This is a genomic window from Anaerotruncus colihominis, from assembly GCF_010206195.1.
Classification (GTDB): Bacteria; Bacillota; Clostridia; order Oscillospirales; family Ruminococcaceae; genus Anaerotruncus; species Anaerotruncus colihominis_A.
The window spans coordinates 189,627-205,348 of record NZ_VIQT01000009.1; the positions used below are offsets into that span (position 1 = coordinate 189,627).

Below are 15,722 nucleotides of genomic sequence, written 5' to 3' on the forward strand. Positions count from 1 at the left end.
CCGTTTTTTTACTGCCGCTCCGGAGGATAAAAACCAAGCAATTTCTGGTAAGCGCATGTTTTTCCTGTGGATGGCTCATACTGAATTCAGAATGATTTGTCTGAACGAGGTGCGAGCGTGTATTATAACAAAGTGGAAATATGCGGGATCAACACATCGAAACTGACTGTTTTGAAGGAAAAGGAAAAGATAGAGCTGCTGAAACGGATCCGGCAGGGCGACCAAAAAGCCCGTCAGGAAATGATCAATGGAAACCTGCGGCTGGTTTTAAGTGTTGTACAGAAATTTACAAACCGGGGTGAAAATCTTGACGATCTGTTCCAGGTCGGCTGTATCGGGCTGATCAAGGCAATTGATAACTTTGATCCAAATCAGAATGTCCGCTTTTCCACCTATGGCGTACCAATGATTATCGGCGAGATCCGCCGTCATCTGCGTGATAACAATTCCGTGCGTGTCAGCCGCTCTCTGCGCGATTTGGCGTATAAAGCGATGCAGGCCAAGGAGGCGCTGATCAACCGCAATTCCAAGGAGCCGACAGTTGAGGAGATCGCAAAGGAGATGGGGGCGAAAAAGGAGGATGTTGTGCTCGCGCTTGAGGCAATTGTCGAACCGATGTCGTTGTACGATCCCGTTTATTCCGATGGCGGCGATACCATTTATGTGATGGATCAGATCGGCGACAAAAATAGTGAAAGTGATTGGATGGATGAAATTGTATTTCGCGAGGCAATGAAAAATCTGGGCGACCGTGAAAAACAGATCTTGTCTTTGCGCTTTTTTGGAGGCAAAACACAGATGGAGGTCGCCAGGGAAATTGGTATTTCACAGGCGCAGGTATCGCGTCTTGAAAAAGGCGCGCTTGACTGGGTAAAAAAACATATCTGAATTGACAATCCTTCCTGTTTCGACTAAGATAGAACCATTGGAGCATGTTTGAAAACAGAGAAATTACCAAATTTTTCGCACACGGTCCAAAGAAACAGATGGGGAGGAAACGCCTTGAAGGTACTCAATTTTGGTTCTCTCAATTATGATTACACCTATTCGCTTGATCACATTGTGGCGCCGGGTGAAACGATCACTTCGACAAAGCTTGAGGTTTTCCCGGGCGGAAAAGGACTCAATCAGTCCATCTCTTTGGCGCGTGCCGGCGCACAGGTCTGCCATGCGGGCATGGTCGGGGCCGACGGCGGTATGCTGATCGATACATGCAAGCAAAACGGCGTTGATCACCGATTTGTTAAAACGGTGGAGGAGCGTACAGGCAATGCGATTATTCAGGTCAGCGCAAAGGGGCAGAACAGCATTGTGCTGTTTGCAGGTGCGAACCGTCAGAATGATCGTGCGTTCGTCGATGAGGTGCTTTCGCATTTTGACCAAGGAGATCTGCTGCTTTTGCAGAATGAGATCAATCTTGTCGACTATCTGATAGACCGCGCTTATGAAAAGGGCATGCTCATCGCGCTCAATCCCTCGCCGTTTGACGATGAGATGCGCAAATGCGACCTTTCCAAGGTAACAATCTTTTTGATGAACGAGGTCGAGGGCGAGCAGATCACCGGTGAAAAGGAGCCTGAAAAAATCCTGACGGCATTCAGAAATCATTATCCGAAATCCCGTGTCGTTTTGACGCTGGGAAAGGCTGGCGTCGTTTATCAGGATGCGCAGCAGACATGCCGCCACGGTATCTACAAGGTGCCTGTCGTCGATACAACAGCCGCAGGCGATACGTTTACCGGCTATTTTTTGGCGGGTGTGCTTGCCGATTTGCCGATGAATGAAACGCTGCGCCTGGCGTCAATCGCTTCTTCGATTGCTGTTTCCAAAAAAGGCGCGACCAGTTCTATCCCATATCGTGCTGATGTGCTGGACGCTAATCTGGAACAGGAATAAGGTGAAAAAAGAAACGCCCAGGCTTTGTGCCGCCTGGGCGTTCCTTCCGTTTTATTCAAGGTTCAATTTACGGGAAAGTACAAAATTTGTAATCAGGAAATAGAGGACGCACTCAATGATTGTAACAATCAGGCCGGGATATAGCAGTTGATGCAAGAGCCAGGCGCCCTGTGCGGCGAGCGTTGCGCTTGGCGCAAGCATACGGAAGGTTCCGAATAACCTATATACAAGCTGCGCAAGCAAAGACGAGACGATCGAAAGTACAATATAAGCTCCAAAAGCCGCCAAAATACGGTGACGGCGGAACAAATGTCCAAGCGAGATCGCCGTATAGATCGCCAGGATGGAACCGATGACCGAAATAAACATCGTCACAAAAAATTCCAGGATGGTCAATATCTCCTGCGGCCCGAGATAAAGCAGGAAACCCGACATAACGATATCCCAAAGCTTGACTGTTGCGCGGAACAGATCGGCATTGAACATCATAATAAAAATCGTAAACAGCGTAATCGCGGTGCTGACAATCAACCATACGGTAGAGACGATCAGCTTGCACAGGATATGATACCATGCTTTGACGGGCAGCGTGAACATCAGGTACCCTTCATCGGAGAGCAGGTTTTTATAGAACCGCTGGATCATGACAATAAAGGTAACAACAAAGATTGCGATTGCCAGAAGGACATAAACAAGCATTGCCAGAACGGCGGGAAGCTGCGGCACTTCCCGGAACGACAGGAGCAGAGCGTTGATCAGAGCAAAAATCATCAAAGCTCCATAAAGCGGAAGAAAAAGCCGGCCGGTCGCCCGAAACTCATATTTTAAAAGCTTTCCTAACATTTGAATACCTCCCGGAACAGCGCGTCGACAGACATGCCTTTTTCCTCGCGGATCTGATCGACCGAGGCCGCCATCACAATCTCACTGCGATTGATGAAAATTACATCCTCAAGAATTTGTTCAATATCGGAGATCAGGTGTGTGGAAATAATGATGGTGGCCCGCTCATTGTAATTATTGAGGATCGTATTCAGAATATAGTCACGCGCAGCTGGGTCGACGCCTCCAATCGGCTCATCGAGCAGATAGAGCTGGGCTTCACGGCTCATGACCAGAATCAACTGAACCTTTTCCTTGGTTCCCTTCGACATGGTTTTCAGGCGGTCGTGCGGATTGATATTCAAACGCGAAAGCATATCGTATGCTTTTGATTCGTTGAAATCGGCGTAAAAATCCTTAAAGAATCCGATGATATCACAGACCCGCATCCAATCGTTGAGATAAGTGCGTTCCGGCAGATAGGAGACAATTTTTTTCGTTTCGGTGCCAATCGGCAGGCCGGCAACCTCCAAAGAGCCGGTCGAAGGCGTCAGCAGGCCGTTAATCAGCTTCATAAGCGTACTTTTTCCGCTTCCATTGGGGCCAAGCAAACCGACAATACGCCCGCGGCCAACATTCAGGCTGACGTTGCTCAATGCACAGACATTGCCATAAAATTTGCTCAGCCCGTGACAGGACAGAATGGCGTCCATAGTTAAATAACCTCCTTCGCAGCGGCTTCAACCAGCGTAATCGTCTGCGCTGTATCATAGCCAAGCGCGTTCATTTTCTGGAAAAATTCCCTGACCTGTTCCATGGCAAGAGAATCCTTTGCCTGACGGATCAATTCGGTATCTTCAGTGATAAAGCGTCCGCTTGTGCGCTGCGTGTAAACAAGCCCGTCGCGTTCAAGCTCCGCAAGCGCCCGCTGCATGGTGTTTGGATTGACGGAAGCTTCCGACGCCATATCTCTGACAGATGGTAAGCGGCCGCCTGCGTGATAGAAGCCGGAAATAATCCGAAGCTTGATCTGATCAATCAGCTGCGCATAAATCGGTCGGTCATTTTTTAGTTCCCATACCAATTTGTCAGCCCCCCATAAATCATATTGTATCAATAAACTAATACAATGATACGACGAATCTTTCCAGATGTCAACCCCTAATTTGGAATTTTAGAACCTGTATTCACAGCCGGAGGATGCTGGGCAGGCGAGGAGTTTTACACCTGATCAAGGAAAATTTTTGCAGGCAGGCTGTCGCCCGTCAAGAAAATTTAACGCTAAGCGGGGGCAAAAGCCCCGCATGGACAGCGTGTGGCGACTGTGAATACAGGTTCTTAGATGTTGGCCGCTACCAATTCCGCACGCCTTTGATGTGAAGCCCGCGCGCATGGGCATAAGTATAGCTGGAGAGCGGACGCATCCAGGCATCAAAGGTATGTGTTGTTACATACGGATTTGCTCCCGCCTTGCAGACCAGTAGGGAATGGTACCATTTGCCCGACGCGTCGCCAAGCTGAATGATATCTCCCAATTCCAGACTCTCGATTGAAGCTTCATGTGCAAAGGGACCGACAGACTGGTTTCCTTTCAGAAACTGATAAAGGTAAGGCACGCCGCTCCAAGCGGGCGCACGGTCAAAAGCACTGTTATAATACCACCCCATAACCGGCGTATAATTCATAACGCCGCTTCCGGTATAAAGGCATTGGGATATAAAGCTGGTACAGTCGCCGCCGATCCCATCAAAGCTCAGATAGCGTGGGTTGCGGCGAAAGGCCCATTCCTCTGCATAGGCGACGGCTTTTTCACGGTTATATGACATGCTTGTCATTGAAAAACCTCCCGAACATGATACTTTGCGCATCCGGCATAAGGATGCATTTGTTTAGTTTATGATATGCCCGTGTCAGCTAGAGCGCTTGACTTTTGAGCTTAATTCCTTTAAACTTTAATACATTCGCGGGCAATCCCGCAAGATCCCATTGACGGGATGCATATGCCATTCGCTCGCTGGCTGATGAGGGATGGCTTTTTGTGTTTTCAGACGGCTGCGGAGGTGAGAATATGGCGCTGGAACGCTATGTGATCAGCGGTGCGAAGGAATTGCGCTGCGGATTTACAACAGGCGCCTGCGCCGCCGCCGCCGCAAAGGCCGCAACAGCCATGCTGCTTTCAGGTAAAGCGGTTGAACAGGTGGCGATCACAACGCCAAACGGTATCCGTCTGTTGCTGGAAGTTGAGGACGCGTCATATGGCGACGGCTTTGCCCGCTGTGCGGTGCGCAAAGACGCAGGCGACGATGCCGATGTAACAGACGGCGCGCTGATCTATGCAAGTGTGCGATTGACGGACAAGCCTGAGATTGTAATTGAAGGCGGCGCGGGGGTTGGCCGGGTGATATGCGCGGGGCTTGACCAGCCGGTGGGCGCGGCCGCCATCAACCGCGTTCCGCGGTTGATGATCGCGCGCTGCGCGCGCGAGGCGCTCGCCGACGGCGGGCGCAGCGGCCGCGCCGGTGCGTATATTGAGATCACGGTTCCGGATGGAGAGGCAATCGCACAGAGGACCTTCAATCCACGGCTCGGTATTGTGGGGGGCATTTCGATTCTGGGAACAACCGGTATCGTGGAGCCTATGAGCACGGCAGCCCTGATCGATACAATCCGCGTAGAAATGAAGGTGCGCCGGGGGCAACATGCAGGTCCTCTGCTGGTTACGCCGGGCAATTATGGAGAGATGTTTGCAGGCCAGGCGCTTCATCTGCCCGGCCCGGCGGTGCTTTGCAGCAATTATATCGGGGAAGCTGTCGACTGTGCGGTGCGGCTTGGCTTTGAGGGTCTGCTGCTTGTAGGCCATATTGGTAAACTGGTTAAACTGGCAGGCGGGATATTTGACACGCATTCACGCACAGCGGACGCGCGTATGGAGATTTTGACAGCGCATGCCGCGCTTGCGGGTGCTTCGCGTTCCGTTTGTACGAATCTGATGAGATGTGTAACAACGGATGCTGCGGTTGATCTTTTGGAGGAGGCCGGCGTGTTTGACGCGGTTATAAAAAGTGTCACTGCACAGGCCGGCATACATCTTTCCAGACGCGCCGGCACTCTGCCGGCGGAGCTTGTGATTTTTTCCAATGCGCGCGGCGTGCTTGGCATGACAGACGGAGCGCATTCTATGATGGAGCGGATGCGCTGGAATATGGAGGAACAACCATGAGTGGAATTTTTTATGGCGTCAGTGTCGGACCGGGAGATCCAGAGCTGTTGACCTTAAAAGCGGTGCGGATTATCCGTGCCTGCGATGTGATTGCTGTGCCGCGCTCCTCAAAGGATGGGGAACAGGTTGCGTTGGAAATTGCGCGCGCTGCTGTTCCAGAGCTATTGCAAAAGGAAATTGTGCCGCTCGATATGCCGATGACACATGATGCGGCTGTATTGGAAAAAGCGCGTGCGCAGGCTGCTGAAACGGTTTTAGTTTACCTGGAGGAGGGATGTGATGTCGCCTTTTTGACCATTGGGGATGTTTCGATTTATTCAACCTATGGATATCTGCACAACCGGGTGGTTAAACGCGGTTATACAGCAAAGATGGTAGCGGGCGTACCGTCCTTCTGCGCGGCGGCTGCGTGTCTTGGCGAAAGCCTGACAGAACCAAAACTGCCAGTGCATTTGATCCCGGCGGCTTATGGCAAAGTCGCGGAGTCGCTTGATCTGCCCGGCACAAAGGTGCTGATGAAATCCGGAAAAACGCTGGAACAAACCATCGACGCGCTGCGCGCGCGCGGGAGGACAGACGCCCGGGTGGTACAGAGGTGCGGGCTGCCTGGAGAGCGGGTATTTTACAGCCTGGATGAATGGGACAATTCAAGAGAATATCTTTCCATTGTGATTGTGAAGGATTGCTAAGATATTGGCCGTGTTTGCTGCTGCATGGTTTCGGTGAGAAACCGGCGGCCATAGGTCGTTTTAACATAACAAAGAAATAAAAAGGAGGCCTGGTATGGTTCATTTTGTTGGGGCTGGTTGTGGCGCGCCCGATTTAATCACGTTGCGGGGACACCGTCTGCTGACACAGGCGGATGTTGTTATCTATGCGGGTTCGCTGGTAAATCCTGCGTTGCTTGACGATACAAAGCCTGCTTGTGAAATTCACAACAGCGCCGAAATGACATTGGAGGAAGTGCTTTCGGTTATGAAAGCAGCGGAAGCCGCTGGAAAAACAACCGTGCGGCTGCACACGGGAGATCCTTCTATTTATGGCGCAATCCGTGAACAAATTGATCAGCTTGCCGCAGAAGGAATCGCATATGATGTAACTCCGGGCGTCAGCTCCTTCTGTGGCGCGGCAGCGTCTCTCTGCACGGAATATACGTTGCCGGATGTGTCGCAGACCGTAATTATTACACGGATGGCGGGCCGGACGCCTGTGCCGGCGCGTGAGGAAATCGCTTCACTTGCGGCACATCATACATCTATGGTTGTTTTTTTAAGCGCCGGTATGCTGGAAGGGTTGCGCGACCGCCTGCTGGAAGGCGGATACGCGGCGGATACGCCGGCTGCGATCGTTTATAAGGCTTCATGGCCTGATGAAAAGCGGGTGGTTGGAACCATCGGCGAATTGCCGGAGCTTGCACGTGCGCATGGAATTTCTCGGTTTGCTTTGATTCTGATTGGCGACTTTCTTGGAAAACAGTATAACCGTTCCAGGCTTTATGATCCAACCTTTGCACATGGATTCCGGGAGTCTGGTCAATGAGGTTGTCGATCGTCGCATTTACGGCAGCGGGATCGGAGTTGGCGGTGCGGATCGCCGGGGCATTGGAGAAAAACGGACACACACTGCTGGATATGCACGTGAGAAAAAGCGGCGTTTCAAAGGAACAGTATGCTCTTTCGGAATGGACGCGTGCAGCGTTTGACGGCGATGGAATCATTTTTGTGGGCGCGTGTGGAATCGCGGTGCGGGCCATAGCGCCGTATATCCGCGATAAGATGACAGATCCCGCCGTCGTCTCCATCGACGAACGAGGTCAGTTTGCAGTCGCGCTGCTCTCCGGACATGTCGGAGGGGCGAACGAATTGGCGTCGCAGGTTGCGGCGGCTGTCGGCGGTACGCCTGTCATTTCAACGGCGACGGATTTATCGGGTTTGTTTGCCGTCGATGTGTGGGCTGTAAAACAAAATTTATTCATCTGTGAGCGCGGGCTGGCCAAAGCGGTATCGGCTGCGCTGCTTGACCAAAAGCCAGTTGGATTTTATAGTGATTTCCCTGTGGCCGGGACGCTGCCGGCGGGCTTCATAAAAGGTCCTGCTCCGCTTGGCGTGTGTGTAACCTTGGATAGGCGCCAAAACCCGTTTGAACAGACGCTTCATTTGGAGCCGCGGATTGTAACGGTGGGCGTTGGTTGCCGTAGAGGCGTTGCTTTGAATGCTTTTGAACAGGTTGTTTTAAATGCGCTTTCACGCGCAGGGATTTCGGAGAATGCGGTTTGCCGGCTTGCAACGATTGATATGAAAGAAAACGAAGCATGTATCCAGGCGTTTTGCGCTTCACGCGGTTTACCGCTGGAATGTGTGTCTGCATCTGATTTGGCGGCGGTTGAAGGATGTTTTACGCCATCCTCTTTTGTAAAGGATGTTACAGGCGTTGACAATGTGTGCGAACGTGCTGCTGTCTACACTTCCCATGGCCGGTTGATTGCCAGAAAATGGGCTAAGGACGGCGTTACAACAGCTATTGCCGTGAGCGATTGGACGGTACATTTTGATGAAGCAGGGGGATGCAATGGCTAATTTTCTGGTGTTTGCCGGGACAAGTGAAGGTCGCCGGCTTGTTGAGTATCTGAACGCCTGCGGCGCATCCGTCTGTGCAAGTGTTGCGACGGAATATGGCAAAATGCTGCTGCCTGAAGGTGTTGAAGTGCTGTCAAAGCGACTGGATACATCCGATATAGCGGCGCTGCTCAAATCGCTACAATTTGATTGTGTAATTGATGCGACACATCCATATGCTGTGCTGGCGACAGACCATATTCATGCGGCCTGTGAAGAAACCGGGATGCCTTATCTTCGCCTGATTCGGCCGTCCAATATGCCTGATGACGGATGTGTTTTTGTAGAGGATGCAGCGCAGGCTGCCGAGGTGTTGGCTGCGGCGACTGGGAAAGTCCTGCTGACCACCGGTGTGAAGGAGCTTGACGCGTTTGTTCATTTGACGGACTATCAGGAACGGATTTATCCCCGTGTTTTACCTTCTGTCGAATCAATCCAGCGGTGTCTGGCGCTCGGATACCGGATACAGAATATCATTGCGATGCAGGGGCCTTTTACGCGTGAGCTGAACAGTGCAGTGATGCGCCAGATCGGCGCGTCGATTGTTGTGACAAAGGAGTCCGGCGGCGCGGGTGGGTTCGCTGAAAAGCTTGGGGCTGCGCGTGATGCGGGTGCGATTGCGGTGGTGATCGGCCGGCCGCGCACGGAGGTTGGATTGACTTATGATGAGCTTGTGGAGCGGCTGGCGCGCGATTTTAGCCTTCAGCCGCGCATGGCGGCCGAAGGCTCGGAAACCGCTGTGCGGCGGTTTCCACTGTTTGTCGATTTGACAAACAGCAAAATCGTGCTTTTTGGCGGCGGTGCTGCCGCCGCCGCGCGTGCCGCCGCACTGCTGCCTTATTGTGGTTCGCTGACGGTTATTTCGGCGCATCCGTCGCCGGAATTGGAGGCGCTTGGTGTTCCTATTCTGCGCAGGTCATATATGCAGGGCGATTGTACGGGATACATGATGGTGTCCGCGGCAACGGGTACCCTGGAGATTGATCGGGCAATCTGCAAGGAAGCGTATCGCGCTGGGATACCAGCGGAATGCGCGGCTGCTCCGTCGGAAGGAACGTTTTGTATTCCAACGGTACTGGACAGTCCGTTACTCACGATCGGGATATATGGTGATAAGGCGGCGGAAGAACAGATGACGTCTGGTGTAAGGGCGCTTTTGAATCAAGAACAGAAGCCGCTTGATTAAGCTGGGGGAAATGATGGATATTTATTTGATCGGCGCCGGGATGGGAAATCCGGAGCTTCTGACCGGTCAGGCGCGCGCGGCCATTGGCCGAAGCCGTCTGTTGATCGGTGCGCGCCGTCTGCTGGAGGAGTTTGCCGGGTTTGCAGTGGAAACTGCGCAGGCAAACACCGCAGAGCAGGCGCAGGCTGCCTTGCGCGCTTATACCGGAACCGGACCGGTGGCTGTGCTGGCGTCCGGCGATGTGGGATTTTACAGCATCGCAAAAAAGCTGTCTCAAATGCTTGACAGCGCAAAGATAACCTTTTTTCCAGGGATCAGCAGCTTACAATATTTCTGCGCACGGCTTGGAATGGCCTGGGATGATGTAAAGATCGTCAGCCTGCATGGACGCGGAGGAAGCCTGCCCGCCGAAGTGCGCTGCCACATGCGTACCTTTGTACTGACCGGCGGTGAAAACAGTGTGCAAAAACTATGTGAGGATCTGGCAGAGGCGGGACTTGGAGAAGTACATGTATCGGTCGGAGAGCGCCTGTCCTATGCGGATGAGCGGATCGTGCGGGGAACAGCGCGGGATTTGGCCGGGCAGACCTTCTCCTCCCTGTGCGTGATGTTGGTGGAAAACAGATGCGCGACGTTATCCCCTGTAACACATGGACTGCTGGATGATGTGTTCACACGCGGAGATGTACCAATGACAAAAGCGGAGGTCCGCGCTGTATCAATTGCAAAGCTGAGGCTGAGACAGGACGACACAGTTTGGGATATCGGCGCGGGGACAGGCTCGGTCGCCCTGGAAATAGCGCGTGTATTACGTGGCGGTATGGTTTACGCCGTAGAGCGAAATGAAGAAGCTGCGGAATTAATCGCTGAAAACCGGAGGCGTCTCGGTGTCGACCGTCTTGAGATTATCAGCGGCCGCGCGCCTGAGGTTTTGGCGGATCTGCCCGCTCCTGACGCCGTATTTATCGGCGGCTCGTCCGGCTCGCTGGGTGAAATGATACAGATTGCGCTGGAGAAAAACCGCTGTGTGCGTTTCGTAGTCAACGCCATCACATTGGAGACGGTACACACAGCCCAGATGTGTTTTGAGCGATTTGAACTGGAGGGGCCGGAGATCATACAGGTGACAGTCGCCAAGGCGCGGACGGTAGGGCACAGTCACATGATGATGGGCCAGAATCCGGTTTATATTTTAAGCGCAGGGGGCTATACAGATGACGATTAAGCCGCTTGCGCGTTTTCTGCTCGCGGCCGCGTCCTCAGGAAGCGGGAAAACGACCATGACCTGCGCGATTCTGCGCGCCTGGCTCAAATCCGGGGAGGCGGTTGCGTCGTTTAAATGCGGGCCGGATTATATTGATCCGATGTTCCATCGCAAAAGCGTTGGTACAATTTATTCCGCCAATTTGGATCTTTTTCTGTCCGATGAGGATACTGTGCGCCGCAATCTGGCGCGCAGCGCGGATTTGGCGCAGCTTGCAGTGATTGAAGGCGTTATGGGCTATTATGACGGCGTAGCCTTCACAGATGAAGCATCCTCCTGCGCATTGGCACGCGCGACCGCCACGCCGGCGGTTCTCATTGTGGATTGCCGCGGGATGGCGTTATCCAGCGCTGCGCTCGTCAAGGGCTTTGTGACCTTTCAATCGAATAGTCAGATTCACGGCGTGCTCTTAAACCGCTGCCCGCCGCCGGTCTATTCTGGAATAAAGGGTGAAATTGAACAGACCTGCGGCGTACCGGTGTTCGGCTATTTGCCGCCGATGAAGGACTGTATGTTTGAAAGCCGGCATCTTGGACTCGTGACGGCGGAGGAAACCAGGGACTTGCAGCAAAAGCTGGATATGTTGGCGGCGCAGGCGGAACAGACAATCGATCTTGCGGCGCTGGCGGCGCTCGCACGGTCGGCTCCGCCGCTGGTCTTTAAGCCGTTGGAGGCCGCATTCTCCTCAGATGCTCCAATGATTGCGGTCGCGCGCGACGCGGCATTTTGTTTCTACTATGAGGAATCGCTTGCGCTTTTGCAGGAGATGGGCGCGCGTCTGATTTCGTTCAGCCCTTTAAAAGATGAAGCAATTCCAAAGGGATGCAGCGGCCTTTTACTTGGCGGCGGTTATCCGGAATTGTATGCAAAACGCCTTTCAGAGAATACGGCTATGCGCGCCGCCATACGCCGCGCAGTTGAAAATGGGATGCCACTGATTGCCGAATGCGGCGGCTTTTTGTATCTGCACAGGGCGCTTGAGGGGATAGACGGAGAACAGTACCCAATGGCAGGCGTCATTGACGCCGACGCGTTCCAAACGTCCCGGCCCGTCCGATTTGGTTACGCGGCGCTGACAGCCCGCCGCGACAATATGCTCTGTCATACGGGTGAGACGCTGCGTGTCCATTCGTTTCATTACTGGGATAGTACGGATATTGGCGCGGCGTTTACAGCGCAGAAGCCGCACCGTGATCTTCGATGGAATTGCGTGCATGCGGGACCGTCCGTTTATGCCGGATTTCCGCACCTTTATCTGGCGGGGAATCCGTCCGCTGCTGCGCGCTTTCTGGAGGCGGCGTGCGCTTATCATGAAAGGGGGCTTTGATTTGACGCTCGAACAGATTCTTGCAGCAATCCAGCCGCCGTCCGCAGCGGCGAAGTCGCTTGCCAAAAGGCGATGGGACAGCATTGCTAAGCCGCTCGGAAGCCTTGGACTTCTTGAAGATGCGGTGATAGAAATTGCCGGCATCCGAGGGGAAGCGCAGGTGTGTTTGGATCGGAGATGCGTCGTTGTATTCTGTGCGGACAACGGTATCGTTGAAGAAGGCGTGACACAGACAGGCCAGGAGGTGACGGCTGTCGTTGCTGAAAACCTTGTCAGCGGAAAAACGAGCGTCTGCGCCATGGCCCGCGCCATGCGCTGCGATGTGCTTCCGGTTGACATGGGCGTGACGCGCGATTTGGCTGAAGGTTTGCTTGTCCACAAGATTGCCTATGGGACGGGAAATATCGCGCGCGGACCAGCGATGACGCATGCTCAGGTGATCGATGCTCTTTTGTTTGGCGCTTCGCTGGCCGAAAAGCTCAAGCGCGACGGGTATGATATCCTGGCGACCGGCGAGATGGGGATCGGAAACACAACCACTTCAAGCGCCGTCGCCTCCGTTCTGATGGGACGTTCGCCCGCAGAGGTCACAGGGCGAGGCGCGGGGCTGTCCGCAGAGGGACTTATGCGCAAAATCGATGCGATTGAACGTGCAATCACAATAAATTGGCCGAAGGCGGACGACCCAGTAGATGTGATCGCAAAGGTCGGCGGTTTCGATCTGGCCGGGATGACTGGATTGTTTCTCGGAGCCGCCGTCTGTAAGATCCCGGTGCTGATCGACGGCTTTATCTCCGCTGTTGCGGCGCTGGCGGCCGCGCGCCTGTGTCCCGCCGCCGCCGAATACGCGCTTGCGACGCATTTATCGGACGAGCCTGCCGCGCGTATGGTGTTGGAGACACTCGGCAAGCGCCCCATGATTACAGCCGGGATGCGTCTGGGCGAGGGGACCGGCGCTGTCGCGGCGCTCGGCCTGCTGGACGCGGCGATTGCGGTCTATACGGATATGAGTACATTTGACGATATCGCCATTGAGGCTTATCAGCCGTTTGACGAGGCCGCGGAGACTTTATCATGCTGACACTGGTGACCGGCGGCGCTGCGAGTGGAAAATCCGAATATGCAGAACGGCTTACCGCAGCATGCGACGGACCTCGTGTCTATATTGCTACAATGCAGCCGTTTGATGCGGAGTCTGTCGCGCGCATAGAAAAGCACCGTGCGGCCCGCGCCGGCCGCGGATTTTCCACGATTGAACGGTATCATGATTTAAAAGGGCTGCGCTTACCGTACAGGGCAAACGCCGTTTTATTGGAGTGTATGTCAAATTTGGCGGCCAACGAGCTGTTTGGTGAAGGCAGCGAGGGCGGAGATACCGTGCGTGCGATTCTTGACGGCGTCGATGCGCTGTGCGCGCAGGCGCGCGATGTGGTGATTGTATCCAACGAATTGTTTTCAGACGGCAAAATATATGAACCCGAGACGCTGCGCTATTTGGATGTTCTCAGTGAAATTAACCGAGCGGTCGCGCAGCATGCACAGTGTGTAGTCGAGGTCGTCTGCGGCATACCGGTCATCCACAAAAATGAGGGGGAGAAAGCTGGATGAAGCAGCTTTTGCGGTCGCTGGCAACCGCCTTTTCCATGTATTCGTCCATCCCGATGCCGCGTGTCGAATGGCGTGAGGAAAATATGCGCTATGTGATGTGTTTTTTCCCAATGGTCGGGGCTGTCACCGGGTTGGCGGTCTGGTGCTGGCTGTGGCTTTGCGGGCTTTTTGACGTCGGCGCGCCTCTTGCGGCCGCTGTCTGCACGGCGCTGCCGGTTCTGGTTTCCGGAGGAATCCATCTCGACGGCTTCTGCGATACGGTCGATGCGCTCGCCTCGCACGCCTCCAGAGAGCGCAAGCTGGAAATTCTCAAGGATCCGCACACAGGCGCGTTTGCAATTATGGGCTGTTGCCTGTATCTGCTGGTTCTGTTCGGACTGTGGACACAGCATGTATTTACACCGCGCGCTACAGCTGCGCTTTGCATCGGATTCATACTGTCGCGCGTATTAAGCGGCCTTTCGGTTGTAACATTTCCATGCGCGAAAACAAGCGGGCTGGCCGCACAGTTCGCAAACGCGGCGCACCGGGCGCGTGTGCGCACGGTCCTCGCAATATTTGCCGCGCTTTGTGCGGCGGCGATGGTTGCTTGTGCGCCGGTTGCCGGCGCGGCCTGCTGTGCGGCGGCGATACTTGTGTTTATCTGGTATCGCAGCATGTCGCTTTGGCAGTTCGGCGGCATCACTGGCGATCTGGCAGGATGGTTTTTGCAGCTTTGCGAACTGGCAATGCTTATGGCGGCAGTGCTGGTTCAGATCCTGTTGATTTGAAAATGAACAAAAGCGCCGGCGGCGCGGGGGAGGTACTTATGACGCTAATCATCGGAGGGCGCGCCCAGGGCAAGCGCGCTTATGCGCTCTGTCAGACAGGCTTAGGATCGGATCATATCTGTGACGGCGAAGTTTGTCCGTTAAACGCGGCGTTTGACCAGCCTATCCTTGACCGTCTTCATCTGCTGGTCCGGCGGCTGATGGAGGCTGGGCAGGATGCGAGGCAGGTCGTTTTAAATGGTGCGGCGGCACATCCCGAACTTACGGTGATCTGTGATGAAATCGGCTGCGGTGTTGTGCCGGTCGATGCGTTTGAACGCGCGTGGCGCGAACAGGTTGGACGCATCTGCTGCGCGCTCGCAGAGCAAAGCTTACGCGTGGTACGCGTTTATGCGGGGCTTCCGACAGTCCTCAAGGGCGCCTGATATGGAACTGTTTTTGATCCGGCATGCGCCGACGTTCGGAAATCTGGAAAAACGTTATATTGGCCGCACCGATGAACCGATTGTGCAACCACCGCCTGTTCCCATTCCAAGCTATCCACAGGTGGAGCGCGTCTATATAAGCCCAATGCTCCGATGCCGGCAAACGGCGCGGCTGTTATTCAGAAACTGCGAGCCGTTTGTTCTGGATGGACTGCGCGAATGTGATTTCGGGGTGTTTGAGGGAAAAAATTATGCGCAGCTATGTGCAGACAGCCAGTATCGAGCCTGGATCGCGGGGGAACTTGACGCGCCGCCGGACGGTGAAAGCACGCCGGCGTTTCGTTTCCGCTGCTGTGAGGCGTTTGAGAATGCTGTCTGCATGAGTCTACGCGACAACATCGCGCGCGCCGCATTTGTTGCGCATGGCGGCACATTGATGGCGATCCTGGAGCGATACGCAAACGCGCGGGAGGCGCAGGGATTTTACGCCTGGCAGGCGGCCCCTCTGTGCGGATGGGCCGCAAAGACGACGCCTGATGCATGGAGGCGTGAACAGGCGCTTTTCGATATTCAGCCAATAGGGGGATGA

The 15,722-nt window shown here is 54.1% G+C and carries 17 protein-coding genes and 1 pseudogene; 14 read left to right on the top strand and 4 right to left on the bottom strand.

The features are described from left to right. Window positions 1–117: 117 nt before the first annotated feature. Both sigG and FMM72_RS05065 read left to right on the top strand, forming a co-directional pair. Complete coding sequence (gene sigG / locus FMM72_RS05060) at window positions 118–888, top strand: RNA polymerase sporulation sigma factor SigG (RefSeq protein WP_162220778.1); 771 nt, start codon at window positions 118–120, stop codon at window positions 886–888. A gap of 114 nt (window positions 889–1,002) precedes the next feature. Continuing rightward, window positions 1,003–1,896, top strand: coding sequence for a ribokinase (locus tag FMM72_RS05065; RefSeq protein WP_160208730.1), 894 nt, complete (start codon window positions 1,003–1,005; stop codon window positions 1,894–1,896). 51 nt (window positions 1,897–1,947) lie between these two features. Here FMM72_RS05065 and FMM72_RS05070 read toward each other — a convergent pair whose 3' ends face one another. From FMM72_RS05070 to FMM72_RS05085, 4 genes are all read right to left on the bottom strand, one after another. Next, complete coding sequence (locus tag FMM72_RS05070) at window positions 1,948–2,739, bottom strand: hypothetical protein (protein WP_162220779.1); 792 nt, start codon at window positions 2,737–2,739, stop codon at window positions 1,948–1,950. Then, a complete protein-coding gene (locus FMM72_RS05075; RefSeq protein WP_160208728.1) occupies window positions 2,733–3,431 on the bottom strand; it encodes an ABC transporter ATP-binding protein in 699 nt (232 codons plus the stop codon). Before FMM72_RS05075 ends, FMM72_RS05070 begins: the two co-directional genes overlap by 7 nt. Window positions 3,432–3,433: 2 nt before the next feature. Then, a complete protein-coding gene (locus tag FMM72_RS05080) occupies window positions 3,434–3,802 on the bottom strand; it encodes a GntR family transcriptional regulator (RefSeq protein ID WP_162220780.1) in 369 nt (122 codons plus the stop codon). Between the two features lie 268 nt (window positions 3,803–4,070). Beyond that, a complete protein-coding gene (locus FMM72_RS05085; protein WP_160208726.1) occupies window positions 4,071–4,553 on the bottom strand; it encodes an amidase domain-containing protein in 483 nt (160 codons plus the stop codon). Between the two features lie 233 nt (window positions 4,554–4,786). Here FMM72_RS05085 and cbiD point away from each other — a divergent pair, with 233 nt between their 5' ends. The 12 genes and pseudogenes from cbiD (at window position 4,787) to FMM72_RS05145 (ending at window position 15,722) form a co-directional block, all read left to right on the top strand. Continuing rightward, the gene (gene cbiD, locus FMM72_RS05090; RefSeq protein ID WP_162220781.1) at window positions 4,787–5,938 is read left to right on the top strand and encodes a cobalt-precorrin-5B (C(1))-methyltransferase CbiD; all 1,152 of its coding nucleotides are present in this window, start codon (window positions 4,787–4,789) and stop codon (window positions 5,936–5,938) included. Then, the gene (gene cobI, locus FMM72_RS05095; protein ID WP_162220782.1) at window positions 5,935–6,627 is read left to right on the top strand and encodes a precorrin-2 C(20)-methyltransferase; all 693 of its coding nucleotides are present in this window, start codon (window positions 5,935–5,937) and stop codon (window positions 6,625–6,627) included. Before cbiD ends, cobI begins: the two co-directional genes overlap by 4 nt. Window positions 6,628–6,721: 94 nt before the next feature. After that, entirely contained in the window at window positions 6,722–7,477 is a 756-nt protein-coding gene (cobM, locus tag FMM72_RS05100) for a precorrin-4 C(11)-methyltransferase (protein ID WP_162220783.1), read from the top strand. After that, window positions 7,474–8,514 (top strand): cobalt-precorrin 5A hydrolase, encoded by a 1,041-nt coding sequence (locus FMM72_RS05105; protein ID WP_162220784.1) that lies wholly within the window; start codon window positions 7,474–7,476, stop codon window positions 8,512–8,514. The genes cobM and FMM72_RS05105 overlap by 4 nt, the downstream gene beginning before the upstream one ends. After that, the gene (cobK, locus tag FMM72_RS05110; RefSeq protein WP_162220785.1) at window positions 8,507–9,739 is read left to right on the top strand and encodes a precorrin-6A reductase; all 1,233 of its coding nucleotides are present in this window, start codon (window positions 8,507–8,509) and stop codon (window positions 9,737–9,739) included. The genes FMM72_RS05105 and cobK overlap by 8 nt, the downstream gene beginning before the upstream one ends. A gap of 10 nt (window positions 9,740–9,749) precedes the next feature. Continuing rightward, on the top strand, window positions 9,750–10,964 hold the full coding sequence (gene cbiE, locus FMM72_RS05115; RefSeq protein WP_243157731.1) for a precorrin-6y C5,15-methyltransferase (decarboxylating) subunit CbiE: 1,215 nt from the start codon (window positions 9,750–9,752) through the stop codon (window positions 10,962–10,964). Continuing rightward, window positions 10,954–12,330, top strand: coding sequence for a cobyrinate a,c-diamide synthase (locus FMM72_RS05120; protein ID WP_162220786.1), 1,377 nt, complete (start codon window positions 10,954–10,956; stop codon window positions 12,328–12,330). The genes cbiE and FMM72_RS05120 overlap by 11 nt, the downstream gene beginning before the upstream one ends. After that, window positions 12,314–13,411 (top strand): nicotinate-nucleotide--dimethylbenzimidazole phosphoribosyltransferase, encoded by a 1,098-nt coding sequence (cobT, locus tag FMM72_RS05125; RefSeq protein ID WP_347561234.1) that lies wholly within the window; start codon window positions 12,314–12,316, stop codon window positions 13,409–13,411. The genes FMM72_RS05120 and cobT overlap by 17 nt, the downstream gene beginning before the upstream one ends. Then, window positions 13,405–13,938, top strand: a complete 534-nt coding sequence (locus tag FMM72_RS05130; RefSeq protein ID WP_162220787.1) for a bifunctional adenosylcobinamide kinase/adenosylcobinamide-phosphate guanylyltransferase — start codon at window positions 13,405–13,407, stop codon at window positions 13,936–13,938. Before cobT ends, FMM72_RS05130 begins: the two co-directional genes overlap by 7 nt. A gap of 83 nt (window positions 13,939–14,021) precedes the next feature. Then, window positions 14,022–14,615, top strand: a pseudogene (locus FMM72_RS05135) (adenosylcobinamide-GDP ribazoletransferase); the annotation flags it as partial. Between the two features lie 131 nt (window positions 14,616–14,746). Then, on the top strand, window positions 14,747–15,133 hold the full coding sequence (locus FMM72_RS05140) for a bifunctional adenosylcobinamide kinase/adenosylcobinamide-phosphate guanylyltransferase (RefSeq protein WP_162220788.1): 387 nt from the start codon (window positions 14,747–14,749) through the stop codon (window positions 15,131–15,133). Between the two features lies 1 nt (window position 15,134). Continuing rightward, on the top strand, window positions 15,135–15,722 hold the full coding sequence (locus FMM72_RS05145; RefSeq protein ID WP_162220789.1) for a histidine phosphatase family protein: 588 nt from the start codon (window positions 15,135–15,137) through the stop codon (window positions 15,720–15,722).